Origin of the sequence: Streptomyces sp. S4.7, from assembly GCF_010384365.1 — a bacterium.
Lineage (GTDB): Bacteria > Actinomycetota > Actinomycetes > Streptomycetales > Streptomycetaceae > Streptomyces.
On the sequence record NZ_CP048397.1, the window covers coordinates 474,827 to 499,767 of the forward strand.

The 24,941-nt window shown below is 70.7% G+C and carries 20 protein-coding genes, 1 tRNA gene and 4 pseudogenes; 19 read left to right on the forward strand and 6 right to left on the reverse strand.

Annotation, left to right across the window (positions count from 1 at the left end; translation table 11 throughout):
- The first annotated feature begins 183 nt into the window (after window positions 1-183).
- The 9 genes from SSPS47_RS01975 (at window position 184) to SSPS47_RS02015 (ending at window position 8,674) form a co-directional block, all read left to right on the forward strand.
- Entirely contained in the window at window positions 184-1,191 is a 1,008-nt protein-coding gene (locus SSPS47_RS01975; RefSeq protein ID WP_164248189.1) for a DUF3048 domain-containing protein, read from the forward strand.
- Window positions 1,192-1,604: 413 nt separating this feature from the next.
- Window positions 1,605-2,306 carry a hypothetical protein gene (locus tag SSPS47_RS01980; RefSeq protein ID WP_164248220.1) on the forward strand — a complete coding sequence of 234 codons (702 nt, stop codon included), beginning with the start codon at window positions 1,605-1,607 and terminating at the stop codon, window positions 2,304-2,306.
- 7 nt (window positions 2,307-2,313) lie between these two features.
- A complete protein-coding gene (locus tag SSPS47_RS01985; RefSeq protein ID WP_164248223.1) occupies window positions 2,314-2,949 on the forward strand; it encodes a MauE/DoxX family redox-associated membrane protein in 636 nt (211 codons plus the stop codon).
- The gene (locus tag SSPS47_RS01990; RefSeq protein WP_164248225.1) at window positions 2,925-3,458 is read left to right on the forward strand and encodes a hypothetical protein; all 534 of its coding nucleotides are present in this window, start codon (window positions 2,925-2,927) and stop codon (window positions 3,456-3,458) included. Before SSPS47_RS01985 ends, SSPS47_RS01990 begins: the two co-directional genes overlap by 25 nt.
- Window positions 3,455-4,369: a peptidoglycan-binding protein gene (locus SSPS47_RS01995; RefSeq protein ID WP_164248228.1), complete on the forward strand. Its 915-nt coding sequence runs from the start codon at window positions 3,455-3,457 to the stop codon at window positions 4,367-4,369. Before SSPS47_RS01990 ends, SSPS47_RS01995 begins: the two co-directional genes overlap by 4 nt.
- Window positions 4,370-4,558 carry a hypothetical protein gene (locus tag SSPS47_RS02000; protein ID WP_164248231.1) on the forward strand — a complete coding sequence of 63 codons (189 nt, stop codon included), beginning with the start codon at window positions 4,370-4,372 and terminating at the stop codon, window positions 4,556-4,558.
- A 72-nt stretch (window positions 4,559-4,630) separates the two neighbouring features.
- Entirely contained in the window at window positions 4,631-5,134 is a 504-nt protein-coding gene (locus SSPS47_RS02005) for a hypothetical protein (RefSeq protein ID WP_239064736.1), read from the forward strand.
- 805 nt (window positions 5,135-5,939) lie between these two features.
- The gene (locus SSPS47_RS02010) at window positions 5,940-7,688 is read left to right on the forward strand and encodes a glycoside hydrolase domain-containing protein (protein ID WP_164248234.1); all 1,749 of its coding nucleotides are present in this window, start codon (window positions 5,940-5,942) and stop codon (window positions 7,686-7,688) included.
- A 47-nt stretch (window positions 7,689-7,735) separates the two neighbouring features.
- The gene (locus tag SSPS47_RS02015) at window positions 7,736-8,674 is read left to right on the forward strand and encodes a penicillin-insensitive murein endopeptidase (protein WP_239064737.1); all 939 of its coding nucleotides are present in this window, start codon (window positions 7,736-7,738) and stop codon (window positions 8,672-8,674) included.
- A gap of 60 nt (window positions 8,675-8,734) precedes the next feature.
- Here SSPS47_RS02015 and selD read toward each other — a convergent pair whose 3' ends face one another.
- The gene (gene selD, locus SSPS47_RS02020; protein WP_164248237.1) at window positions 8,735-9,778 is read right to left on the reverse strand and encodes a selenide, water dikinase SelD; all 1,044 of its coding nucleotides are present in this window, start codon (window positions 9,776-9,778) and stop codon (window positions 8,735-8,737) included.
- 56 nt (window positions 9,779-9,834) lie between these two features.
- Between selD and SSPS47_RS02025 the strand changes: the two genes are divergently transcribed.
- From SSPS47_RS02025 to selB, 3 genes are all read left to right on the forward strand, one after another.
- Window positions 9,835-9,928, forward strand: a tRNA-Sec gene (locus SSPS47_RS02025).
- Window positions 9,929-9,962: 34 nt separating this feature from the next.
- Window positions 9,963-11,270 (forward strand): L-seryl-tRNA(Sec) selenium transferase, encoded by a 1,308-nt coding sequence (selA, locus tag SSPS47_RS02030; protein ID WP_164254344.1) that lies wholly within the window; start codon window positions 9,963-9,965, stop codon window positions 11,268-11,270.
- A 2-nt stretch (window positions 11,271-11,272) separates the two neighbouring features.
- The gene (gene selB, locus SSPS47_RS02035) at window positions 11,273-13,060 is read left to right on the forward strand and encodes a selenocysteine-specific translation elongation factor (protein WP_164248240.1); all 1,788 of its coding nucleotides are present in this window, start codon (window positions 11,273-11,275) and stop codon (window positions 13,058-13,060) included.
- Window positions 13,061-13,381: 321 nt separating this feature from the next.
- Here selB and SSPS47_RS02040 read toward each other — a convergent pair whose 3' ends face one another.
- Together SSPS47_RS02040 and SSPS47_RS02045 are read right to left on the reverse strand one after the other, a co-directional pair.
- Window positions 13,382-13,945 (reverse strand): C40 family peptidase, encoded by a 564-nt coding sequence (locus SSPS47_RS02040; RefSeq protein WP_164248242.1) that lies wholly within the window; start codon window positions 13,943-13,945, stop codon window positions 13,382-13,384.
- A 337-nt stretch (window positions 13,946-14,282) separates the two neighbouring features.
- Window positions 14,283-15,053, reverse strand: coding sequence for a M15 family metallopeptidase (locus tag SSPS47_RS02045; RefSeq protein WP_164248244.1), 771 nt, complete (start codon window positions 15,051-15,053; stop codon window positions 14,283-14,285).
- A 916-nt stretch (window positions 15,054-15,969) separates the two neighbouring features.
- Between SSPS47_RS02045 and SSPS47_RS02050 the strand changes: the two genes are divergently transcribed.
- Window positions 15,970-17,190, forward strand: coding sequence for a metallophosphoesterase (locus SSPS47_RS02050; protein ID WP_164248246.1), 1,221 nt, complete (start codon window positions 15,970-15,972; stop codon window positions 17,188-17,190).
- 645 nt (window positions 17,191-17,835) lie between these two features.
- Here the strand turns inward: SSPS47_RS02050 and SSPS47_RS02055 are convergent.
- Window positions 17,836-18,644, reverse strand: a protein-coding gene (locus tag SSPS47_RS02055) for an IS5 family transposase (protein ID WP_239064695.1) whose coding sequence is annotated in 2 segments (ribosomal slippage) — window positions 17,836-18,294 and window positions 18,297-18,644 — 807 coding nt in all. Because the reading frame shifts where the segments join, the coding sequence is not laid out codon by codon here.
- Between the two features lie 185 nt (window positions 18,645-18,829).
- Between SSPS47_RS02055 and SSPS47_RS02060 the strand changes: the two genes are divergently transcribed.
- The 4 genes and pseudogenes from SSPS47_RS02060 to SSPS47_RS35115 form a co-directional block, all read left to right on the forward strand.
- On the forward strand, window positions 18,830-19,414 hold the full coding sequence (locus tag SSPS47_RS02060) for a DinB family protein (RefSeq protein ID WP_164248248.1): 585 nt from the start codon (window positions 18,830-18,832) through the stop codon (window positions 19,412-19,414).
- 46 nt (window positions 19,415-19,460) lie between these two features.
- Entirely contained in the window at window positions 19,461-20,048 is a 588-nt protein-coding gene (locus SSPS47_RS02065; protein ID WP_164248250.1) for a transposase, read from the forward strand.
- Window positions 20,049-20,067: 19 nt separating this feature from the next.
- A pseudogene (locus SSPS47_RS36160) lies at window positions 20,068-20,385 on the forward strand (GNAT family N-acetyltransferase); the annotation flags it as partial.
- A gap of 341 nt (window positions 20,386-20,726) precedes the next feature.
- Window positions 20,727-20,900: pseudogene (locus tag SSPS47_RS35115) on the forward strand (HNH endonuclease); the annotation flags it as partial.
- A 51-nt stretch (window positions 20,901-20,951) separates the two neighbouring features.
- Here SSPS47_RS35115 and SSPS47_RS02075 read toward each other — a convergent pair.
- Window positions 20,952-21,899, reverse strand: a complete 948-nt coding sequence (locus tag SSPS47_RS02075; protein WP_164248254.1) for a lytic polysaccharide monooxygenase — start codon at window positions 21,897-21,899, stop codon at window positions 20,952-20,954.
- 346 nt (window positions 21,900-22,245) lie between these two features.
- Between SSPS47_RS02075 and SSPS47_RS02080 the strand changes: the two genes are divergently transcribed.
- Both SSPS47_RS02080 and SSPS47_RS02085 read left to right on the forward strand, forming a co-directional pair.
- A complete protein-coding gene (locus SSPS47_RS02080; protein WP_164248256.1) occupies window positions 22,246-23,637 on the forward strand; it encodes a glycoside hydrolase family 6 protein in 1,392 nt (463 codons plus the stop codon).
- 165 nt (window positions 23,638-23,802) lie between these two features.
- Window positions 23,803-24,132 (forward strand): annotated as a pseudogene (locus tag SSPS47_RS02085) (N-acetyltransferase); the annotation flags it as partial.
- A gap of 143 nt (window positions 24,133-24,275) precedes the next feature.
- On the opposite strand, the pseudogene SSPS47_RS02090 reads toward SSPS47_RS02085, so the two are convergent.
- Window positions 24,276-24,903: pseudogene (locus SSPS47_RS02090) on the reverse strand (transposase family protein).
- Between the last annotated feature and the right edge of the window lie 38 nt (window positions 24,904-24,941).

The following is a 24,941-nucleotide window of genomic DNA, read 5'->3' on the forward strand; positions in this document are numbered from 1 at the left end:
CAGCGGTGTTGAGGAGGCGGACGTGGACGCCCCGCGTACACCTGGCGCGGACCGCTCCGGGGCAGGCCTCCGCCGGCAGTCGCGTTCGCGAAGTGAGAACAAGTCATACAACGGTATTGACGACCCGGCCCCGAGGAGATGAGGTGGCTGTCCATCCGACTCCCCCACGACGGAAGGCCGTTCATGCTGGGCAACACCGTCTCACCGACCCCCACCGGTAAGACCCGAGGTGCGCGCAGGACCCCACGCCTGCTGGCCGCCCTGGCCCTGGTGGGCGCGTTGTCAGCGGGGCAGGCCGCGTTCTCCTGGGCGGGAGAGACCGCCCCGCACGGGAATCCCGCGCCCACGCAAGCCACTTCGCCCTTCACGGGACTGCCCGCCGAGCCGGCCCCCGTGCTGGCAGTGAAGATCGACAACCACAAGGGCGCCCGACCGCAGACCGCCTTGGAGGACGCGGACATCGTCTTCGTCGAGAAGGTGGAGGGCGGCCTGAGCCGACTGCTCGGCCTCTACTCCAGCAAACTGCCCGCGGCCGTGGGGCCCGTACGCAGCGCTCGCGAGTACAACATCGAGCAGCTCCGCATGTTCGGCCGGCCCGCGCTCGCGTACTCCGGCGCACGGGCCGAGGTCGTGGACATGATCAACGCGTCCACGCTCTACGGCGTGTCCCACGAGGACTTCCCCGACGCCTACTACCGCGGCACCGACCACGAGGCCCCCCACAACCTCTACGGGTACGCCGACAAGATCCTGCAAGAGGCTCCCGAGGCCGGCACGAGCGACGACATCGGCTTCCGCTTCGCGGACGACGCGCCCGCGGGCGGCACGCCGACCACGGAGCGCGCCGTGGACTACGGCGCCGCCACCACCTCCTTCACCTGGTCGGCGGAGGAGGACCGCTGGCTCACGTCCTTCGACGACGCCCCCGCGACGAGCAGCGACGGCGACCGGCTCGGCGGAAAGACCATCGTGGTCCAGAAGGTCGCGATGCCGCCGGACTCCAGCGGCGAGACCCCGTACGAGGAGACGGTCGGCACCGGCTCGGCAACCGTGCTGCGCGACGGCCAGGCGTACGAGACCACCTGGGACCGGCCCACCGCGGAGGCGGGTACCACCTTCACCCAGGCGAACGGCGAGCCCATGACCTTCGACCGCGGCCAGGTCTGGGTCGTCTACGAAGAGGCCACGTAACCGGAGGCCCGACCCGGCTGAGGGCCCTGGCACCGCCGCGACGGCGCCAGGGCCCTCCCGTGCGGGTCATCGCCCCCCTGCGGGCGTTGTTCGCCCGGGACTTCGCCCGCGGCATCAATCCGCGCCGTCGGCCCCGCGCCAGAGAGAGTCGCTCCGGACCGGGCAGACCTGGATCCCGACGTCGGATGGGCTTCCCCGCCATTCGCCGACCAGCGCGAGGGCGGACCCGAGGCCGTTCCGCCGACGCCTGGGCGGCGCGTTCGTACGTGATCGCCCGCTCAGCGGCTGCCCGTTCGGCCCGTACAGCGCGGCGCGACTTGCCGGTGCAGCAGATTGACAGGGGCATGACTATTGTCTAAATTTCCCTGCGGCAGCGGTGTCGTACAGAGCCCCGCCCTCCCGGGAGGATGCACATGGTCGCATCGTTCGTCGCTCATCGCGCCCTTGATGGAGGGACGTATCACCTGGAGGGCGACCTCGACCTCCGGTCTCCGAGCACTTCGGCCGTCGAGGTGATGGCCGGTGGCCGGCTGATCGAGTTCACCGCCGGGCCCGCCTCTTTGGGGGACGATGTCGCCGCGTCCCTGGGCATCGCGTCACCCGACTCCGAACTCACCTTCCAGAAGGGCACGCTGCGCGTCTTCGAGTCGATCGAGCGCGAGCCGCGCTCGGGGCTCGTGGAGCGGCCGTCGCTGGTCGTGTGGCGCGGCCGGCGCCACGCACTGGTGACCCGGCTGTACGGCATGAGCGTGGCCGAGGTGCTCGGCCTGCTCAGGTCGGTGGGTATCGCGGAGAGCGAGTACGGGCTCACCCTCCAGCCCGATCCGTCGGCCGGAAGCGCCTTCGCGCGGCCCGCGACGGTGATCAAGGAGGTGCCCGGCCTCGGGCTGCTGGAGCTGTCCCGGCGTACGAAGGAGCACACCGCCCAACTGCCCCCGTGGAAGGGGGTGACGGTCGCCTCCGGTGAGCTGTTCCGCGACACGCTGTCCGACGGCAGCCCGTTCTTCGTGCTCTCCTCCGCCGAGATCTGGGCCACGCTGGTGCCGCTGGCGTCGACTCCCGTCGAGCGGGTGCCCGACCTCGCCGGGCGGCTCGCGCTGCGGTACACGGGATGAGCCGACGGTGATCGGGTTCTACGGCGGGCTGACCGCCTCGATCGTCATACTGAGCCTGTTCATGGGGGTGGGTTCTCACGCCGCCCGTCCGGCTGCCCTGGGTGAGGCGCTGCGGGCGCACGGCGTGCTGGGCCCGCGGTTCCGCCGGTTCGCGGCCGTCGTCCTGCCCTTCGCGGAGGGCACCTTGGGGGTGGCCGGCGCAGCCGCGCTGCTGACGGGTCACCAGCGGGGGCTGCAGGCCGCACTCGCCGCGGGGACCGCCCTCTTCGGGCTCTACGCCGGATACACGCGGCACGTTGTGGCCCTAGGCCGCGGGGGACCGTGCGGCTGTTCACGCCAGGACCTGCCCCTGAGCCGCTGGGTGACCCGGCGGGCCGCGGCCCTCGCCGCGCTCGCGCTGGCCGGCGCGGTCATCGCCGGGGCCGACCCCGTACGGCTCTCCGCGGCGGAACTCACCACGCTGGTTCTCGCGGCTGCCGCCTGCACCGTGCTGCTGTGGTCCCTGCCCGCCGCCATGCACGAGCCGACCGCGACGTCCGTTCACCCGCCGACCAGGGCCGCTGTTCACCGGCCGACCGAGACCACCGTGCACCGGACTGCCGAAGGAGTGTCGACGCGATGGACTTCACCACCAGCGCCGTGATCGCCTCGTGGGTGGCGATCGCGCTGCTCGCGCTGGTCGTCTCGGGATTGATCAGGCAGGTGCACCAGCTGTCACGAACACAGCCGCATCACCCCGGCCGGGTGGGCATCGCATCCGGCGCGTCGGCGCCGGGGCTCGATCCGGCCGGGCTCGACGGCCTCCTGTCGCCGGGCCGCGCCGCGCTGCTGCTCTTCCTCGACGCCGACTGCCGCACCTGCGGCCAGGTACTCGCGGAGGCCAACGCCTGGACGGTCCGCCAGGGTTCTGACGGCGCCCCGCGACTGCTCGGGCTCTACGCGGGCACCGGGCCACAGGCCGACGAAGGCTCCGTCCCGGTCAGGGACCACCGTCCGGAGCTGTTCACGGCCTACGACATCCCCGCCACCCCCTACGCGGTGGTCATCGATCCGGAGGGCCGGATCGCGCGTTCGGAGCCGCTCGGATCACCCACCGCGCTGTTGCGGTTGCTCGACGACATCCAACCCGCAACACCGAGGAGCCTGCCGTGACTTCGCTGGAGGACGTGCCCACGCTGCGCCGCTCGGGGAGCGGTGGCCGCCGTTCCCGGACCGGCGGGAGACTTCCGTCCTTCGCGCCGTCCAGGCGCACAGTGCTGCAGGCGGCGACCGCCGCGGGCTTCGCCGCGCTGGGGGTGTTCACCGCCGCCCGGCAGGCGTATGCCGACGGCTACGACATCTGGACCGGCGAGTGCCCGAGTTACGCCACGGACCACAACTGCTCCCCGGGCTGCGGGCCCAGCACCATCTATGCCGACGCGTGCGTGACATCGGGGGCGAACACCGGCTTCCACCGGTCGGACGGTGACACCTGGATACTGCGGCCCAACCAGTGCTACGCCGGTACCTACGACGGCTGGCTGTGGCGCTACAGCGCGGCCTGCGGCAGTTGCGGCTGCGGTATCGAACGGCGCTGCCACGACGGCTACCGCAACACCGGCTCCGGCTGGGTGAAGTCCATCTGCCGCTGGACCACCGACTGCGACTGCCCCGGATCCATCAGCTGGCCGACCCTCGGCAGCGGCGCCACCGGGCCCGACGTCCACACCATCCAGCACCTGCTCACCCACCACGGTCATCCGACGGACGTCGATGGCATATTCGGGGCCGACACCGAGGCGCGGGTCGATGAGTTCCAGTCGGCGAACGGACTCAGCCCCACGGGCACCGTAAGCCCGGCCACCTGGCCGCTCCTGGTCGTCACCGTGCGCCAAGGAGACGTGAACGATGCCGTACGCGGCGCGCAGCGGCAGCTCAACAAGCACGGCTCCGCACTGACGGTCGACGGAAACTTCGGGTCGCTCACGGGGGAGGCCGTCGTCTCCTTCCAGTCCCTGCACGGCCTGACCGCCGACGGTGTGGTCGGTCAGAACACCTGGCTCACGCTGACCGGGACGGTCTAGATGAGCGAGTCCGGCCGTCCTGCGGCCCGGCCGAGCGGCGCCCGTGCCGTACGGGCGCTGCTCACCGATCCCGTCCTGCCCGTCGCCGCCCTGGGGATCGCGGCGATCGCCGCAGTGCTCTACGCCCCCATCCTGACCTGGGCGATCACCGGCGGTCTGGCCGGCTACTCGCTCTCCGGCTCCGTTTGAACGCGCAACAGCGCGTTCGCGCTGGCCTCGCCAGGTTGGCGGGCAACGTACAGACAGGCGCTGGTACTCGGCGTGTTCACCGCCGGCCTGCTGCTCGGCGGGGTATTGACGGCCGGAGTGCTGTGGCTTCTGTCGGGTCTCTTCACACCACTGTCGGCCGACGTGCGGCAAGGGCTGGTCGTGGCCGTCGCGCTGCTCGCCGCGCTGCGCGACACGGGCAAGCTGCCGCTGCGTTTGCCGCAGAACGCCCGGCAGATACCGCAGGACGTACTGCGCCGCCATCTGGCGCGCGGCGCCCTGCAGTTCGGCTTCGAGCTCGGTACCGGCGTGCGTACCTATGTCTCGGCGAGCGCGCCGTACGCGATGGCGATCGCGGTGCTGCTGTCCGGGGGCTCCTACGCGCCCGCCCTGGCGGCCGGGCTCGGCTTCGGAGCGGGCCGGGCACTCACCCCGGCTCTGCGCAGGCTCTCCGGAAACGGGGAGCACTGGGACGACCTGCTCGCTCGGCGGCTGAGCGGCATGACCGTCCTGTGCTCCGTGCTGATCGCCACTGCCGCCTGCGCGATCTTCCGATAGCGGCACCGCCGATGTCGTGACGGGGCACGGCGGTTGTACGAACCGGTCCCGTCGTCATGGTGGTCGTGTCGCTGCCCGCGGCCGCGCCCCGGGCCGGCCCGCGGAGCTTGCGTGAGCGGGAATCCGCGTCGGGGCCGAACACCGCATCGCACCATGTGACGCAACGGCCTTGGCCTGCGGGCCAGTTGTGCCGGAGGTCTGGTCCTGTGGCAGATGGTGGCGGTGTGGACACGCAACGGTGATGAACGTCAAACTCGCCTCGGCCCTCACGGGGGGATCGGGAAGGACTCGTATCGGAGGCGCGATGCCGGGACGCACGGTGCAACTCGTTCGCCATTGTCATGGCCACGCCATCCACCGTGGGTGGCATGCCGGCCGTGGGCGCCCCGGCCCTGGCCGCCCAGGGCCACACGTGGGGCAGCACCCTGCCCGGGGTCAGGTCGGGGTCCGACGTGACTCCGCCGCAGATCCGGGTGACCGGGCATGCCGGCTGCGACAACGCGCTGGGCGGCCCGTCGAACAGCCGGCGCCTCTACGGTGACGCCGCCGATCCGGTCGGCAGTCCGTCGTTGCGCCGGCCCGCCCGGCGAGCCCGCCGTCAGGGCTTCGGCGGCGCCTTCGGCCCTTCCTGCCCCGGCCACAACGATCACACCCACGTGGACGGACGCACCAGCCGCCCCTGGTCCGCACCCAGTCGCGGCGTCCGACCGGCGGATCCCCACGCGCACAGCAGCACCTTCCCCCGTACGCGTGGCAGGTCTGCTCCCCCACACTCTCTTCCCCACTCACGAGTAGGAGTGCCCTGATGTCGTCCCGCACCCCCTGGCCCGCCCGCGCCGGAACGGCCCTGCTGGCGGTTCTCGCCGGCATCGGCGCGTTCGCCGCCCCCGGCCACGCCCTGACCGATTCCCCGCCCGAGAGCCGGCAGACCGTCACCTACCTCGGCTACCGCATCGAGGTGCCCGCCGAATGGCAGGTGGTCGATCTGGCCGAGCACCCGCGCGCCTGCCTCCGGTTCGACAGACCCACCGTCTACCTGGGCGAGCCCGCCGACCAGAACGACTGTCCCTCCCGAGTCGTCGGCCGTACGGCGGGCATCGTCGTGGAGCCCATCACCGCCCGCTCCGCGGGCCAGGCGACGGCGGCGACCGCGCGGACCCAGCGCGGCAAGGCCACCGCCCCGACCGCCGCGTCCGGCGACGACACCATCCGGATCGCGGTCGAGGACGCCGGCATCCTCGTGACCGCCGCCCACACCCCGCAGACCGAGAGCCTGGTGCGCGGCGTACTCGCCTCGGCCGACCTCACCGAGGACGCCGAGCGCACCGAGCTGCCTCGCGCGGCTCAGCGGTCCGGCGCAACTCCCCTGGCCGCGGCCGGGCCGCAGCCGGGCAGCTATCTGGGCAAGGGCTTCGACGCCTGTGCCGCGCCCTCGCAAGCCGCCATGAACGCCTGGCAGACGAGCTCGCCGTACAGCGCGGTCGGCGTCTACATCAGTGGCTCCTTCCGGGCCTGCGCCCAGCCGAATCTGACGGCGAGCTGGGTGAGCGCCCAGACCGACAACGGATGGCGCCTGTTCCCCATCGACGTCGGGCGCCAGGCACCGTGCACCAGCTACTCGCTGAAGATCTCCACCGATCCGGCCACGGCCAAGTCCCAGGGTGTCACCGCGGCGGCCGGCGCCGTCACCGCCGCGTCGAACCTCGGTATCCCGGCGGGCAGCGCCATCTACAGCGACATCGAGGCGTACACCTCCACGGCATCGTGCAAGGCGTCCGTGATGTCGTACCTGTCCGGCTGGACCGAGCGGCTGCACAGCAGCGGCTATCTGTCGGGCCTCTACTCCAGCGCCGCCTCCGGGATCAAGGACGCCGCCGACGAGTACAACAACGGCGCCCACACGCGGGTCGACCACCTCTTCTACGCGTGGTGGAACGGCGCCGCCGACACCAACACCGGTTCCTACGTGCCGTCCACCTACTGGTCCAACCACCAGCGGATCCACCAGTACGCCGGTGAGGTCACGGAGTCCTACGGCGGCTACTCGATCAACATCGACCGCGACTACCTGGACGTGGGCAACGGCACCCCGCCCCCGCCCGGTTGCACCGGGGCGAACCTCAACTTCACGGCGTACCCCACCGTCCGGAGCGGCTCGTCCGGAGACCAGGTCAAGGCGGCCCAGTGCCTGCTCGACGCCGCCGGCTTCGACCCGGGCACCCCGGACGGGATCTTCGGGCCCGCCACCACCACCGCCGCCCGGAACTTCCAGACCGGCAAGGGGCTCACGGCGGACGGTGTGGTGGGCGCGAAGACCTGGACGGCTCTGCTGTCCCGCGGATCCACCCCGGCCATCCAGAACGGCTCGACAGGAGAGGCCGTCACCCGGCTGCAACGCGCCCTGACCGCCGCGCTCGGGCGGACCGTGGCCATCGACGGCGTCTTCGGCTCTGGCACCGCCCAAGCCGTGCGCGACTACCAGTCCTCGCGCGGGCTGGGCGCCGACGGCATCGTCGGGCCGGCCACCTGGAGCGCCCTTCAGTCGGGGAAGTGAGCAGGACAGTGAGCCGAGAAGCGAACAGGAGAGTGAGGCAGGAAACCGTGAGACGACTCGCACGCATCATCACGCTGTTCACCGCGATGGCGGGCCTGCTCTTCGGACTGGGCGTTCCCGCGCACGCCTTCCCACAGGCCGCGTTCCCGCTGACGAGCAACGGCAGCCGGGGCTCCGACGTCGTCGCGCTGCAGCACCTGCTCGCCGCGCACGGCCGCACCGTGACGGTGGACGGCGTCTTCAGCTCGGGCACGCAGAGCGCCGTGGTCGGCTTCCAGCACTCCGAGGGGCTGGCCGCGGACGGCATCGTCGGGCCCGCCACATGGGGCGCACTCGCCGTCACCGTACGACAGGGCGACAACGGGCCGGCGGCGAAGGCCGTTCAGTCGCTGCTCAATGCCAAGCGGGGCACGGGCCTCGCGGTCGACGGAGCCTTCGGACCCGCCACCGACTCCGCCGTCCGCACCTTCCAGTCCCATGCGGGGATCGGCGCGGACGGTGTCGTCGGGCCGACCACCTGGCAGAACCTGCTGTGGCACTACGAGAACATCAACTTCGGCGCCGGCTCGATGTGCGCACAGAGCCCCGACGGCAACGCGGGCGCCCACTGGGCGACAGCCGGCGCCGTCGGTCAACTGGAGGCCGCCGCCGCCACGTTCGCCACCACCGGCAACGGCAGACTGCCGGTCGGCGACGCGGGCTTCGAACACGGTGGGGCCATACCCGGCCACGCCAGCCACCAGGTCGGGATGGACATCGACGTGTGGCCGATCCGCACCGACTCGGCGCAGTGCACCGCGGGGCGCATCACCTGGCAGTCGAGCACCTACGACCGCGCGGCCACCCGCAGGCTCGTGCAGGAGATCCGGGCGAAGGCCCCCGGCCATGTCCAGCTGATCTTCTTCAACGATCCGCAGCTGATCTCCGAAGGACTGACCACGAGCTACCCGAACCACGACAACCACCTGCACATCCGCTACCGGTAGCGGGCCAGGCCGCGCGGGCCCGGGGTACCTCGCCCTCGGACCCGCGGCCGTCCCCGGCGCTCAGCGGATCATCAGCGTGGTGCCGGCCACGGCGGGCACCAGCTCCCCGACGACCGGATGTCCGGGAATCTCCCCGGCGACCAGCAGTCCACCGGAGGTCTGCGCGTCGGCGAGCAGATGCAACTGGTCTTCACTCGCCCGTCCCGCGTCCAGACGCGGACGCACCCAGTCGAGATTGCGGCGGGTGCCTCCACTGATGTACCCGGCCCGCAGGGACTCGAGGGCGCCGTCGAGCACGGGGACGGCAGCGGTGTCCACCACGGCCGTGACGCCGCTGGCCCGCGCCAGTTTGTGCAGATGGCCCAGCAGACCGAATCCGGTCACATCGGTGGCGCACACGGCGCCCGCCTCCAGGGCGGCGGCACTGGCCTTGTCGTTGAGCGCCGTCATGACGGCGACGGCGTGCGCGAAGACCTCGCCCGTCCGCTTGTGGCGGTTGTTGAGTATCCCGACACCCAGCGGTTTGGTCAGCGTCAGCGGCACACCCGGCCTGCCCGCGTCGTTGCGCAGCAGCCGGTCCGGATCCACCAGGCCGGTCACGGCCATTCCGTAGAGCGGTTCCGGGCTGTCGATGCTGTGGCCGCCGCCGATGAGACAGCCGGCGCCACGGGCGACGTCGAGCGCTCCCGCCAGGACCTCCCGGGCCAGCTCCGCGGGCAGTACGTCACGGGGCCAGCCCAGCAGGTTGAGCCCGACCAGAGGCCGGCCGCCCATCGCGTAGACGTCGGACAGGGCGTTGGCCGCTGCGATTCGGCCCCAGTCGCGGGCGTCGTCGACGACGGGCGTGAAGAAGTCGGCCGTCGACACCAGAGCGGTGCCGTCACCGGTGCGCACCACGGCGGCGTCGTCGCCGTCGTCGAGTCCGACCAGCAGCCGGTTCCCGTCGCCGTCCGGGGCCGGTCCGGGGCTCCGGGGCGGCAGCAGTCCCGCGACCATCGCCTCCAGCTCCTCCGGAGGGATCTTGCAGGCGCAGCCGCCGCCACGTGCGTACTGGGTCAGCCGAACGGGGGCGGGGGACCCGGCGGCGGGGCCAACAGTCGTCATACGACGATCATTTCACCTCTTGCCCCAGCGGCGTGCGGCGATCACAATCTTGCTCCGGAGGCGTTGGGCGGGCTGGTGCCCCTCCCGATCTTCAAAATCGGTGTGGTCCGGAAACCGGGCCAGGCGGGTTCGATTCCCGTCCGCCTCCGCTGACTTCGATCGGGGTGCACGGGTGGCGGAGAAGATGCGGCAGCCGCCGACGGACACCCGGCGCCAGGTGCCGAGCGCCACGGCGCTGCTCGGCGATCCCCGGCTGAGCGAGGCGTCCGCACGGCTGGGCAGGCCGATCGTCAAGGCCGCGGTCGCCATCGCCCAGCAAGCCGTACGCGACGGACGGATCGGCCCGGACGACGCGGTCCATGCCGCTCTTGCCGCGCTCCCCGCACGCGCGGCCGGCCTGCGCCCCGTGCACAACGCCACCGGCGTGGTGCTGCACACCAATCTGGGACGGGCCCCGCTGTCGCGGGCCGCGCTGGAGGCGATGACGGCGGCCGGCGGATACACGGACGTCGAGCTGGACCTGAGCACCGGCAGACGAGCGTCCCGCGGCCGTGGGGCCCTGGCGGCCCTTCGGGAAGCGGTGCCGGCCGCAGAGGATGTGCACGTGGTCAACAACGGGGCCGCCGCCCTGGCCCTGGCGGCGGTGACGCTGGCCCCGGGGCGCGACATCCTGCTCAGCAGGGGCGAGTTCGTGGAGATCGGCGACGGCTTCCGGATACCCGAACTGCTGGCCTCCTGCGGCGCCCGGATACACGAGGTGGGCACCACCAACCGCACCCGTCTCGGCGACTACGCGGACGCCGTCGGCCCGGACACCGGCTTCATCCTCAAGGTCCACCCGTCGAACTTCACGGTGAGCGGCTTCACCCAGTCGGTGGACCCTGGCGAACTGGCGTCGCTGGGCCTGCCCGTGGTGGTCGACATCGGCTCCGGCCTCCTCACGCCCGACCCGTTGCTACCGGACGAGCCGGACGCGGCCACAGCCCTGCGCGCCGGGGCCACGCTGGTCACCGCCAGTGGGGACAAACTGCTCGGCGGTCCACAGGCGGGTCTGGTCCTCGGCAGCGCCGCCGTCGTGGAGCGGATGCGCCGCCATCCGCTGGCCCGCGCCCTGCGCGTGGACAAGTTCACCCTGGCCGCGCTGGAAGCGACTCTGCGCGGTCCCGAGCCACCCGTGCAGGCAGCGGTGCACATGCCGCTGTCGCAGCTGCGCGTCCGCACGCTGCGCCTGGCCGAGGACGTGGCGTGCCGAGGTCTGGACGCGCACGTCGTGCCCTGCGAGGCGGTGGTGGGAGGAGGCGGCGCCCCGGGAACCGCACTGCCGTCCTGTGCGCTCAGCCTCCCCGACGACCTGGCGAGGCCGCTGCGCGCCGGTGAACCGGCCGTGCTCGGCCGGGTGGTGCGCGGCCGGCTGCTGCTGGACCTGCGGTGCGTACCGCAGCCGTGCGACGGCGACATCCTTGCCGCGGTGCTGCGCGCGGCGGGACTGTGATCATGCGGGTCATCGCGACGGCGGGGCATGTCGACCACGGCAAGAGCACACTGATCCACGCGCTGACCGGCAGCCACCCCGACCGGCTGGCAGAGGAGCGGCGCCGTGGTCTGACCATCGACCTGGGCTTCGCCTGGACGGATCTGGCGTCGGGTGAACGGCTCGCGTTCATCGACGTCCCCGGCCACGAGAGGTTCGTCCCCACCATGCTGGTCGGCGTGGGGTCCGTGCCGGCCGTGCTGTTCGTCGTCGCCGCCGACGAAGGCTGGAAGCCGCAGTCCGCCGAGCACCTCGCCGCCTTGGACGCCCTGGGTGTACGGCATGGGCTGCTGGCCGTCACCCGCAGCGATCTGGCGGATCCCGGCCCCGCCATGGCGCAGGCACAGGACCGGATCCGGTCCAGCACCCTCGGCGGTGTCGAGGCCGTGGCCGTCAGCGCCCGTACCGGCGCGGGCCTCGTGGAGTTGCGCGCCGCCCTGGGCCGGCTGGCCGCGCGGCTGCCGGACGGGGACGCCGACTCCCCGGTGCGGCTGTGGATCGACCGGTCCTTCACCGTGCGCGGCAGCGGGCTGGTGGTCACCGGCACGCTCCGTGCGGGGCGGATCCGCCGGGGCGACGTCCTGGTGACCGCCCGGACCGGCCGTCCCGTGCGCGTCAGGGCTTTGCAGGCCCTCGGCGAGGAGGCCGATCTGGTGCGGGCCACCGCCCGGGTCGCCGTCAACCTCAGGGACCTCGAAAAGGAGTCGACAGGCCGCGGCGACGCCCTGCTCACGCCCGACAGCTTCCTCCCCTGCCTCCGCTGCGACGTGCGCGTACATGGCGGAACACCGGCCGCGGCACTGCCCCGCACCGCTGTCGCCCACATCGGCTCGGCGGACGTACCCGTACGCGTACGTCCGCTCGGCGCGGACATCGTCCGGCTGACCCTGCCCGCGCCACTGCCGCTGCGTATCGGTGACCGCGCGGTGCTGCGCGATCCCGGTCTGCGGCGTGTGCTGGCCGGCCTGGAGGTGCTCGACCCCCAGCCACCGGAACTGCGGCGCCGCGGCGCCGCGGTACGCCGCGCGGCAGAGCTGCGCGACGCTCGCGGCACTCCGGACGAGGCGGCCGAGCTACGGCGTCGGCTGCTGGTCAGGCTCGGGGAGCTGACAGCGATGGGGGTGGCCGTCCACACCACACCGGTCGCGGGCGACTGGCTGGCGGACCCCGCCCATTGGACCTCCCTCAGCGCCCGACTGACCGAACTGGTCACCGCCTACCGCTCCCAGCGGCCCACCGAGGAGGGGATACCGGTCGAGGCCGCCCGGCACCGTCTGGGGCTGCCGGCTGTCTCTCTGGTGGAGGCACTGGTCACGCCGCCCTTGCGGATGAGCCGCGGGCGGGTGACCGCCGGGCCCGCGGCACTGCCCGCCGCGGTGGCGGACGCGGTGCACCGACTCGCAGCGGAGCTCGCCCGCGGGCCCTTCGCCGCGCCTCACGCCCAGCGGCTCGCCGAACTCGGCTTCGGCCGCCGCGAACTCGCCGCGGCTGTCCGCCACGGAGCGGTGCTGCGACTCGCGGAGCACGTGGTGCTGCTGCCGGACGCCCCCCGGCTGGCGGCCGACCGGCTGAGCGAACTCGACCAGCCGTTCACCGTGGGAACGGCGAGCCGCGCCCTGGACACCACCCGACGCGTCACCGTTCCCCTGCTGGAGCACTGTGACGGTCTGGGCATCACCGAACTGCTTCCCGACAAGCGCCGCCGGTGCGCGCCCCTCGGCCGGCCGGCGCCGGTCACCACACCGCCCTGAACGGACGGCGGCCGTCGTACGCTTCGCCACCGACCGGCCGACGACGACTCGCACAGAGAAGGAGCCACCTCCTACAGACCGCCGGATGCCGGCGCGCCAGGCTTCACGATGACGCCCGCCTCTTCGATACCGAGTGCGCCGGGCACGGCGGGACCGGGCCCAAAACGGTCCGCCCGCTGCCGCAGACCCTGTGTCACGGGGCGCTCGGCCGGGAGACGGCAGAACGCCCCCGGGCCGGCCCGGAGGGCGTTCTGCTCACTGCCGCGTCGCGCTTCCGGCGGCGGTGGGGGTGCCGCGGGCCGCGCGCGTACGGGGAGTGTGTCAGTACTTCTTGGGACGGTACGCGTCGTACTCGTCCGCCCCGATCCCGTAGCTGAGTGTGCGGTAGTCCGTACCGTGCCCGCCGCGCTGCTCGTACGCCTTGTAGCTGGTGCGGGCGCTACTCGTCCACTTCTCGAAGATCACGACGTGGCGCGTGGTGCTGCTGCCCGCCGCGTCGATGATCAGGTCGCCCTTGGTGAGCTGCGACATGTTGATCGGCGTGGTGAAGTCCGAGGTTGCGAGCATCACCGTGTTGGCGCCGGGCTTGCCGTACTGGAGCGCCATGCTGACGTATCCGGAGCAGTCCGCACGGTATCCGCCGAACGTCGCGGTCTGGCTGTAGGGCACCTGACTGCCGTTGTTCGCCGTCAGCCAGGTCTTGGCCCGCTGGATGACGGAGTCGCGGCTGACCTTGGCGTGGACATCGCCGGCGACCTTCTTCCCGGCCGCGGCGGGGGAAGCGCTACGGGCGCCGGTCTCCACCGCGGTGGCGGAGTGGGTCAGCGGCACCAGCAGGGCAGCACCCATGGTGATGGGGAGGAGAGTTCGGGTTAAGCGGTTCATCGTTGCTCCTTTCGACGGTCTGCATACCGGTCCCGGCCGAAGACGTGTGCTGCCGCGGCGGGGCACGGAGAAGGGCAACTCTCCAAGCGTGGCGTGTACATGTCAATGGATGGACACGTGAAGATCCCCGGCACAGTGTCCCGACCGCCCGCCGTACGGCTCCGGTGCGTCGGAAGCCCCGAAGGTGTCGCCTTCGGCCAGTTCGGTCCCGCCGGCCGTGAGTTGGGCTCGTAGGGGTGTCGTCGCGGGAAGCAACCGCACGGCACGGCGGACGCCCGCCCCGGGCCGAAGCGCCGGAGCGGGCGTCGCAGGCACGCGCAGTGCGCGAACCGATGGATCACATACCGCAGCTCGGTGCCGACCAGAAGCGGCCGTCGCCACCGGCGACGTGCGTGTGATCGTCGTGACCCGGGTAGCCCGGGCCGAGGATCTCCGTGAAGCCGTGGTTGCGGGCCGCCAGAGCCAGGGCGCAGAAGCCCTGCGAGCCCGCGCCGAGGTCGGCCGCGTGGCCGTACATGTGACGGCTGTTGGCCGCGCCGCCGACGTTGCTGTTGCAGGTGACGCTGCGGAAGCCGCCGTTGACGGTGATCGGCTTGTCACCCATGGCGTGGCGCATGGCCTGCAGCTTCCACATGGTGACCAGGGCGTTGGCGCGGGCCGTGGCCGCGCTGACCTTGCCGCCGGACCAGTCGGAGTTGCAGTTGTTCAGCTCGCCGTACTCGAAGTTGACCGGGGAACAGTCGTCGTCCTGAAGCTCGTAGATCTTGCCGAAGGTGGCCGGGCCCGCGACACCGTCGGCGCCGAGACCGTAAGCCGACTGGAAGCGCTGCACCGCGGCCTTGGTAGCCGGGCCGAACTGGCCGTCGATGGCGAGCTGGCTGCCCGAGCCCGGGTATCCGGCGACCCGGATCTGGAGCTGTCGCACGGCTTCGCCGGACGAGCCCTCGCTCAGCGTCCCGCTCCAGGTGTAGCAGCCGTCGGCGGCGGACACCTCGGCGACGGCGGCCGACGAGGCGTTCGCGACCGCGGGCAGGGCTGTGGGGGCGGCGAGCGTCAAGCCGGCACCCGCCAGTACCGACACCAGCACTCTGACAGTACGTGAACTCATGTGGGGGGGCTGCCTCTCCTCATTCGTGGGCTGGAGAGGCACGAGAGTGGCGTTATTCGCAGCCCTTGTCAAGAACACGTCACGGAGTGGTAAATCAGATAAAGGCCCTGGGGATGGAGGCGCGCGCCGGTCGGCCACGGCCTGCGACGCGCCCCGGGACGGAACCCCCAGGCGGGCCGACCCCACCCGCCCTGGAACCACTTCCCTCCGGGCGCCGTGATGAACCGTCAGGACGCCAAGCCGCTCGACGTCCTCCCGTACAGCGAGTGGCCATCCGGCCCGGGGAAAAGAGATTGGGCCCGGGGCCGAGAAGATGGTCTCCCCAGAAAGTGGAGGGAGATCTGAGCCGGACCGAGAACTGACCATGTCTCTGATCTGCGAGAACGAGCAGCATCGAAGACGTCCGATCGAGGGCCGTTGGTCAGGTCATGGGCCGGCGTACCAGTCGCGTGACGTGACGAGCTGGGTGACAGCAGACAGGAACTTGTCACCCTTCTCGTTGTCGCACACGCACTCTCGGCCGGGGCAGCCCTTGACGCGATGCTCACGCACTCAACGCCTGCTGGTCGCGGGCAACTCATGCCGACGGATATGGCCGCGGCGGCGTCTTGTCATCTCGCGAAGGGCCCTTCGCCCCCGGTCCTGTCTTCGAACTGGCGTCGTCCGCCCGCGGGGCGGGACTCACGGCGTCCGGTGCGTGCGATCGCAAGACGGAGGATCGCTCATCACTCTCGTACCGGGCGTACTTGGGCGAGTCCGACAACGCAGCGGGCGTGCGTACCGGGCGTCGTGAGCCAGACGCCAGTTCGAAGACAGGACCTAAGGCCTAAGGGGCCGAGCCCATGAACGCCTGTCCGGTCGGCCCAGGGCGACCGGATACAGTGCGCGAGACGGCAGCCCGGTCAGGAGGCGAAGCGTGACCGACACCAGCGACACCCGGCCCGCCGAGGGCGAAGCGCAAGCGCCGCGGCGGAGCCGGCTGCGCCGCCTGATGCGCTACATCCCTCTGATCGCGCCCATCCTGCTCTGGGCCGTGCCCTGCTGGGTGCTCCTGTACACCGGCCAGCACTGGCCGCTGCCGGTCACGCTCGCCGGCACCGCTCTGTTCGCCCTCGGTCTCGTCGGTATGCCGCTCGCGATGGCGCGCGGCCACGGCCGGCGCCAGCAGGACCGGGCGGCGATCGCAGGTGACACCCTGCTGGGCGCCAGCTGGGTTCTGTTCACCTGGTCCGTTCTGATCGGCGGCCTCTTGCGGCTCGTCCTGACCGTGGCCGGGATCGGCGAGGGCCAGGACCGGGCCCGGACCGTCACCTGGGCCGTCCTCGCCGTCAGCGCCGTACTGCTCGGCTGGGGTTACGCCGAGGCCCGTCGCGTGCCGCGCGTGCGCCGGCTCGACGTGCCACTCCCCCGGCTGGGTACCGGGTTGGACGGCCTGCGGGTCGTGCTCATCACCGACACCCACTACGGCCCGCTCGACCGCGCTCGCTGGTCGGCGCGGGTGTGCGAGACGGTGAACACCTTGGAAGCCGACCTGGTCTGCCACACCGGCGACATCGCGGACGGCACCGCCGAGCGCCGCCGTGCCCAGGCCGTGCCACTCGGTACCGTGCGGGCAACCCGGGCCCGTGTGTACGTCACCGGGAACCACGAGTACTACAGCGAGGCCCAGGGCTGGGTCGATCTGATGGAGGAGCTTGGCTGGGAGCCGCTGCGCAACCGCCATCTCCTGCTCGAACGTGGCGGCGACACCCTCGTGGTGGCCGGCGTGGACGACGTCACCGCCGAGTCCTCCGGCCTGCCCGGACACCGAGCCCACCTCGCCGGAGCCCTGGAGGGCGCCGACCCCGATCTGCCCGTCCTGCTCCTGGCCCATCAGCCCGCGTTCGTCGACCGGGCCGCGGCGGGCGGTGTCGACCTCCAGCTCTCCGGACACACCCACGGCGGCCAGATCTGGCCCTTCCACCACCTGGTCCGCCTCGACCAGCCCGCCGTCGCCGGACTCAGCCGCCACGGCGCCCGCACACTCCTCTACACCAGCCGCGGCACCGGTTTCTGGGGCCCGCCGTTCCGCGTCTTCGCCCCCAGCGAGATCACCCTGCTCGTACTCCGCTCCCCGCGCCCCACCACCTCGACATAGCGTCAGCCGCATCACGAGGCATCACGAGGCATCAAGGCCACCTCTGACCTTTCGGCTTCATTCGGTTTGCACTCAACGTCACCTGTCCTCGTCGCCCCGTCGGCCCTTGCCCTTTTGACTGGGTCCGACTGCCGATAGGACGCCTCACACCCCATCAGGACGAGCATCAAGTGAGAGTCACGAGCGTCATTCAAGCGTCAAGATATCGCCCGTAACGCCCACACCCCACACGATGCCCACTCAAAGAACCGCAACTCAGGCGCCCTTCGCCACCGGCTCCACAATCGCCACGAATTTACACTTCGCGAAAACAGATGGGCCGAGGAGGATTACCGTTCGAGAATCCAACGGTCTGCCGCTCAAGACCTTTGCTTACGATGAATACTGGCCTTACAGGGCCGCGTTCTTGAATTTAAATGACGGTCGCGGCTACAGGGCACACATGGATGTTGATTGGCGATCATCTCCCTGGAGCGGCGATGAAACGGTTCGGTTGTCAAAGTGATTGGCGACCGGCGCAGAGAATCGGAGGGCGGTCATTGCAGGTGAGGGAGAGCTGGCTGACGGGCGCGTACGGCACCCGGCGCCCGAGCTTGTACTGTGTCCATTCCTACGCAACCGCCCGCGGCCCCCTAAGACGTCGTTTCATTTGGTTAGGCGGCGGTGGCAGATGAGTGTGGCTGCGATGCCGACGAAGGCGAGGAAGTGCTCGGCTTTGCGTTCGTAGCGGCGGTGGAGGCGTCGGCAGCCGGCCAGCCACGAGACGGTCCGTTCTACGACCCATCGGTGGCGGCCGAGCCGCTGTGAACTCTCGACACCTTTGCGGGCGATGCGGTGGGTGATACCGCGACTGCGGAGCCATCGGCGCAGGTGGTTGTAGTCATAGCCCTTGTCGGCATGCAGTTTGCCGGGCCGCCGGCGGCGGGGGCCACGCCGGGAGCGGATGGGCGGAATGCCGCGCACGAGCGGCTCCAGGCCCTGGCTGTCGTGCGTGTTCGCGCCGGAAATTCCCAGCGACAGCGGAAGACCGTTCCGGTCGGTGATCAGGTGGATTTTCGAACCCGCCTTGCCACGGTCGGTCGGATTCGGTCCCGTCAGTGACCCCCTTTTGCCGCCCGGACACTGACGGAATCAATCGCGCAACGCGACCAGTCCAGCTCACCGCGGGCACCGAGCTCATCAAGGACAACACGGTGCAGCCGGGCCCACACCCGCGCTTGCGACCACTGCGCGAACCGCCGGTAGACCGTGGGCCAGGCCGGCCCGAACACCGGCGGCAACTGCCGCCACGTACAGCCCGACGTGGCCACGAACAAGATCGCCGCCAAAACCTCACGATCACCCGCCCGAGCCCGGCCACCACCCTGCGGACGTATCACCTCCGTCGGCGGCACCACCCGACGGAACAACACCCACAACTCATCCGGCACCAACCGCACAACAAGACTCGTCACACACTGCCCAACGACCCACCCAGCCAAAGGAAACGACGTCTAAGACGTTGTCTCACGTGGCAAGTTCATCGGCTCCTTGTAGCAGCTCAGGCCACTGGCCATTGCCAGACTTCGGCTCTTCCGGTCGTTGCGGTCCACGCACGGGATCTTGAGGCCGCGAGTAGCCCATGGCAGGCTCATGCCGCATGATCGATGAATTCGCGAAGGACAACCTGCACGGGAGACTGCGGCGGGACCGCAAGGCGCTGGTCTGGAAGCTCGACGGCTTGTCCGAATACGACACCCGCCGACCGTTGACAGTGACCGGGAGCAACCTCCTCGGCCTGGTCAAACACGTGGCCAGCGTCGAGGCCAGGTACTTTGGCGAGGTCTTCGACCGTCCTTCCCCGGAACCGCTGCCCCGGTGGCAGGACCACGACGGCAGCGATCTGTGGGCGACCGAGGACGAGACCCGCGATCAGATCATCGAGTCCTACCGGCGCACGTGGGAACACTCGGACGCGACGATCGACGAGCTTCCCCTCGATGCCCCCGGCCACGTGCCGTGGTGGCCGGAGCCTCATTCCCACACGAACCTGTTCGCCGTCATGGTCCACGTCCTCGGCGAGACCAACCGGCATGCCGGGCACGCCGACATCCTGCGCGAAGGCGTCGACGGCCGAACCGGGATGCGCCCCGAACACGAGATGCAGATCAATGAGGAAGCCCGCGCCGCCTACTACGCGAAGATCGAGCAGGCCGCCAGATCGGCCGCATCGGCCAAGGCGTAGAGGACTGTGTCACATGACTTGGTGTTCGAGCGGCATGATGGCGGCCGTGAGGGCTGACCTGTCGAAGCGTCCGGCTCCTGATGAGCTCTGGGAGCTGGTCGCCCCGCTACTGCCGTCGTTCGCGGCTCGACCGCAAGGTGGCGGGAGAGCTCCGCGTGACGAGCGGGCGGTGTTCACGGCTGTGGCGCACATACTGACGAGCGGGTGTGCGTGGCGGTATCTGCCGGAACCGTTCAGCGTATCGCCGGCCACCGCGCACCGTCGGTTCAGCGTGTGGACCGAGGCCGGGTTGTGGCGCGGACCGCACCGGGCGGTGCCGGACGAACTCGGCGCCAGGGGTCAGTTGGACTGGTCGTCCGCGATCGTCGATGCCGCGTCGGTGCGGGAAAAAAAGGGGGGCTCGCCAACCGGTCCGAATCCGGCCGATCGCGGTAAGAAGGGCAGCAAATTACACGCGCTGTCCGAGGGGCAGGACCTGCCGCCGGTCGTGGCGGTGTCGGGTGCGAACCGTCCTTCGCCGGGCCCTCTCATCGACAGGAGATACGACGTGAACGCCGACATGGGACCCACTGCGGCGGCCGAACAGCGCGCCGCCGCCGGACGGGCGCCGGGCCGCGCGGGCAACCTCCACTGACGCCGAGGCCATCACCCGGATGCGCTCCGAACACGTCCTGTCCGCACCACTGACCGATGAGTGGGTCCGGCGGTGCTCGGACGAGCTGGCGCCACGGCCGACGCCGGAGGGAGACGCGCGGGCCTTCGTCGTTGACGCCCCGGACGGCACGATGGCCGCCTGCGCACTCGGCCTGATCCACCCCGTCCTGGCGGCGCCGCCGGCCTATCCCCGGGGCATTGCCGCCCGCGTACACGTGGTCGCCACACACCCGGACCACCGGCGCCTCGGCTGCGCCCGGGCCGTCGTGTCCGCGCTCCTGGACCATCTCGCCGACGTCGACGACGTGACCTCGTTCGAGCTGCATGCCAGCCCGGAGGCAGCGCCCCTGTACCGGGAGTTCGGCTTCAGCGACAGCCCGGCGCCGATGCGGATGACCCGCCACCGCCAAGCGGCCGGCGCCGTGGCCGGTGGTCAGCGGGAGTCGACGTGGGTCCCGCCGCAGCAGTTCGCCGACACACTGCCCCGGGCGGCGGCGTACGTGTGCCTCTACGCAACCGACGAGGACGAGCGGCCGCTGCAGCTGCACTCCGTCTACTCCCCCGGCCACCCCTGGCACATGATCGGCGGCGCGATGGATCTGGGCGGGGGCATCACCCTCAACCCGCGCGAGCACGACGAGGCCCGAGTCCTGCCCCTGGCCGGCGCGCCAACAGCGCCGAGGGGGACTCCGGCCCTGCGTCCTGGCTGCCGCCCAGCAGAGAGATCAGGTGTGCCTACGCGGTCGGCTTCGCGCAGGCGGCCCTCACCTACGACATGCCGGTGACGGCCCCGGACAAACAGATGATGCTGCGGCGGTGCCGTGCGACGTGAACGACGTGAACGGTGAGAGGACCCCGGCGGCGGCGCCGGGGTCCTCGGCCGTCAGCCGTGCTGCCTGGCCCGGCGGCCCCGGTTGAAGACCATCACGCCACTGGCGAAGACGACTGCCCCCAGGCCCGCCACTACCGCGGGCACGGCGACGGCCGACTCGTTGCTGGCGGCTGCCAGCTTCTCTCCGGCCGCGGCGTGTTCGGTGTGTCCGGCGGCGTGGATCGGGTCGGCCTTGGTGTTCTCGACGTCCGCCCCGATCGCCTCGACCTCGGCGGCCGACCGCTCGCCGCCCGCCAGACCGGTGACCTCACCGCTGCCGCCGTCGAAGACGACATCGGAGCAGGAGAAGAAGTTCTCCTGGCTGTCGGAGCGGATCCACTGGACGAAGAGCATGTGCTGACCGCTCCGTTGCGGTAACTGTTGGTTCCAGTAGTAGTGGCCTTCGCTCGTGCCCACACCACCGTTCTGCGGCGGGTTGGTCACCGTCCGAAGGTGGTCCAGGTCGCCCCACGCGAGGGCCTTGGTCGGGCTCCACCCGCTCTTGGTGAGGTACACCTCGAACTTACCCGGATGGGCGGCCCAGTTGCTGTACTTGAGCTGGATGTTCGCACCCGAGGTCAGGTGCGTCTTCGGCCAGTCGGTGCGGACCGCGTTGTACGCGGAGAAGTTGTACGGGCTGCGGTCGCCCGCACTGCACAGCTTCCCGTCCGGGACGTAACCCGCGCCCCTGCCACCGGCGTTGGAGTCCAGAACGGCGAACCAGTTGTACAGCGGGGTGGTACCGCTCTGCCGGACCGCGGCGGCGCAGGCGGGGTTGGACGGCATCTGGGTCGAGCCGTTCTGGAGCAGGTCCTTGTAGCACAGGCTGGTCCGCGAGCCGGGCATGATGCTGACGCCGTGCGCCGATGCCGGGGACGGCACGGACAGCACCGCGGCGACAACGCCCGCGGCCCCGGCTAGGGCCAGCGTGCGCCGGGCACGGACCGAGTTGATGGCCATGAGTTGGTCTCCTTCGTGAAGGTTCTCTTTCGAGCACCGACCGATCGGCCGGGACCTGTCGTGGGCGTCGCCCCATGCTGCGGGAGCCGACCGTTCGGGCCCGGCGATCGACCTGACAGAGGGTCTGGCGTGGATGGTGGGGGGTGATGGGAGCGCTCCCATCGGCAACGTAGCGCGTGAGGGTGGAGTAGTAAATGGCCTCGTCGCGTCCAAGTATTGACAGGTCTTGATCAAGACTTGACGATGGGAGCGCTCCCATCGTTAAGAACGTGCAACTGAACCGGGCAAAAGCGCACGTCCTCCCCCCTAGGGGGGAAGATCCCAATCCTCCGGAGGTAGTTCGCACATGACCCCCCTCACCAACTCAGTCGCCTTACCCCAACGACGAGTCCGCCCCGGCCTGGTCGCTCTCACCGTCGGCGCGATGCTGCTCACCGGCGGCGCGGTCACCCAGCTCACCACCACCCCCGCCTCCGCGTCCGCAAAGGCCGCCGCCCGCGTGGACAACCCGTACGCGGGTGCCAAGGTGTACGTGAACCCGCTGTGGTCCGCGAAGGCCGCGGCCGAGCCCGGCGGCAGCAGGATCTCCAACCAGCCCACCGCCGTGTGGCTCGACCGCATCGCCACGATCAAGGGTGTGGCGGGCGGAATGGGCCTGGAGGCCCACCTCAACAGGGCCGTCAGCCAGGGCGCGCAGACGATCCAGCTGGTCATCTACAACTTGCCCGGCCGTGACTGTTCCGCCCTCGCCTCGAACGGCGAGCTCGGCCAGACGGATCTCTCCCGGTACAAGAACGAGTACATCGACCCGATCGCGGCGATCCTGGCCAAGCCGGCCTACGCCAACCTGCGCATCGTGAACATCGTCGAGATCGACTCGCTGCCGAACCTGGTCACCAACGTCTCGCCCCGCCCGACCGCGGTCCCGAACTGCGACACGATGAAGGCGAACGGAAACTACGTCAAGGGTGTCGGCTACGCGCTGGCCAAGCTGGGCGCGATCCCGAACGCGTACAACTACGTCGACGCGGGTCACCACGGCTGGATCGGCTGGGACGACAACTTCAACGCCTCCGCGAAGCAGATCGCCGAGGCCGCGAAGGCCGAGGGCAGCACACTGGCCAACGTGCACGGCTTCATCGCCAACACCGCGAACTACGGCGCCACCACCGAGCCGTTCTTCAAGATCGGCGATACCGCCAACGACGGTCCGATCCGCGAAAAGGCCAAGTGGATCGACTGGAACCGCTACGTGGACGAGCAGTCGTTCGCCCAGGCGTTCCGCACCGAGGCCCAGAAGGAAGGCTTCTCCCCGGACGTCGGCATGCTGATCGACACCTCCCGCAACGGCTGGGGCGGCGCGGCCAGGCCGACCGCCGCGGGCCCGAAGACCACCTCGGACACGTACGTCAACGGAGGCCGCACCGACCGCCGGATCCACCTGGGCAACTGGTGCAACCAGAAGGGCGCCGGTCTCGGCGCACGGCCCCAGGCGGCCCCGGCACCCGGTATCGACGCGTACGTCTGGGTCAAGCCCCCGGGTGAGTCGGACGGCGCCAGCAAGGTGATCGAGAACGACGAGGGCAAGGGCTTCGACCGGATGTGCGACCCGACGTACACCGGTAACCCCCTCAACGGGAACAACATGTCCGGCGCCCTGCCGGACGCGCCGCTCTCCGGCCACTGGTTCCCGGCCCAGTTCCAGGAGCTCATGAGGAACGCCTACCCGGCGCTCTGACCGACGCCCGGAGCAGTTGCGATATCCGTGTCGCGGCGTGAAAGCGGGCGGGTGCGGGCCCGGTCTCCGATCTGGCCCGCACCCTTCCCGAGCCGACGGCCTCCCCGTCCCGGAGGCCGTACCAAGTCAGTGGGGCGCCGGGCCGCAGGCCGTTAACGTGCCCGTATGGAACTGACCGTCACCACCCTCGCCGAACGTCCCGAACTCGTCGGTCCGATGTGGCGGATGCTCGACACCTGGCCCGCCTTCATGCTCCACGACCCGGTGGGCTGGGTGAACATCGGCCGGATCGTCGCCGAACTGCCCAAGTACGTCCTCGTCGGCACCGACGAGGAAGGGACCGTCGTGGCCCGCGCCTTCAGCGTCCCCTTCCAACTCCGCACCGAGGGGCGCGAGACGCTGCCGGCGACCGGCTGGAACCAGGAACTCCTGTGGGCGTTCTCCGATCTGCGCCACGGCAGGAAGCCCGACACCGTCGGCGCCGTCGAGCTGTCGTGACTTGCCCGTGAGAATCTGCCGGGTCAGGGGTGTATGTCAGGACCTCAGCCCAGTAGGCCTCCGCGCTTTCCATCGCGACGGGATCCGAGTCCTTCAGAGCGCTCAGCAGACGCTCTGCGACCGTGGAGCCTCTTCCAACCTCATGCTGGCACGTGGTGAAGGGCGAGGACGGCCTTCACGATGTTGGTGACGCGGTTGGTGCTGCAGCGGAGTTTCCGCGGGAGCCGCCAGCCCTTGAGGGTGGCCATGGCCTGCTCGCCGAGACAGCGGATCTTGGCGTGGGTGGTGTTGTGGCGGCGCTTCCACTGCTTGAGGCGGCGGCCCCCGAAACGGGACCCGGACGGGTCTGCCGGCTCCTTGATACGCCTTGTCCGCCCAGCACTTGAGGCCCGCTGCGGCGAGGGCGTCGATGATCCCGTGCTGCCGGGCGGCGATGCGGTCGATGGGTAGCAGGGTGCCGTCGAGGATGACGAACGCCTTGGTCCGGATGGTCTTCATCGCCTCGGTCAGGGTCGGGGCGAGGGCGGCCAGGACCTCGATGGCTTCACGTATGTAGCGGTGGACGGTTGCGATCCCGCTGCCGAACCCGGCTGCGAGCTGGGCGTAGGTGTCGCCACACCGCAGCTGGGCCAAGGCGAGCAGGGCCTGACGTGCCACGGGCAGCCGTCGCCACCGCGTCCCGATGTCCCGACGCCTGGCCGTCAGCTGTCCGGCCAGGAACCGCAGAGAGCGGGTGGACAGGTCGATCGAGGACGGGTGGACAAGCACGCGAAGCTCCTGGCGGACAGGGTGATCTTGGTCGAGAA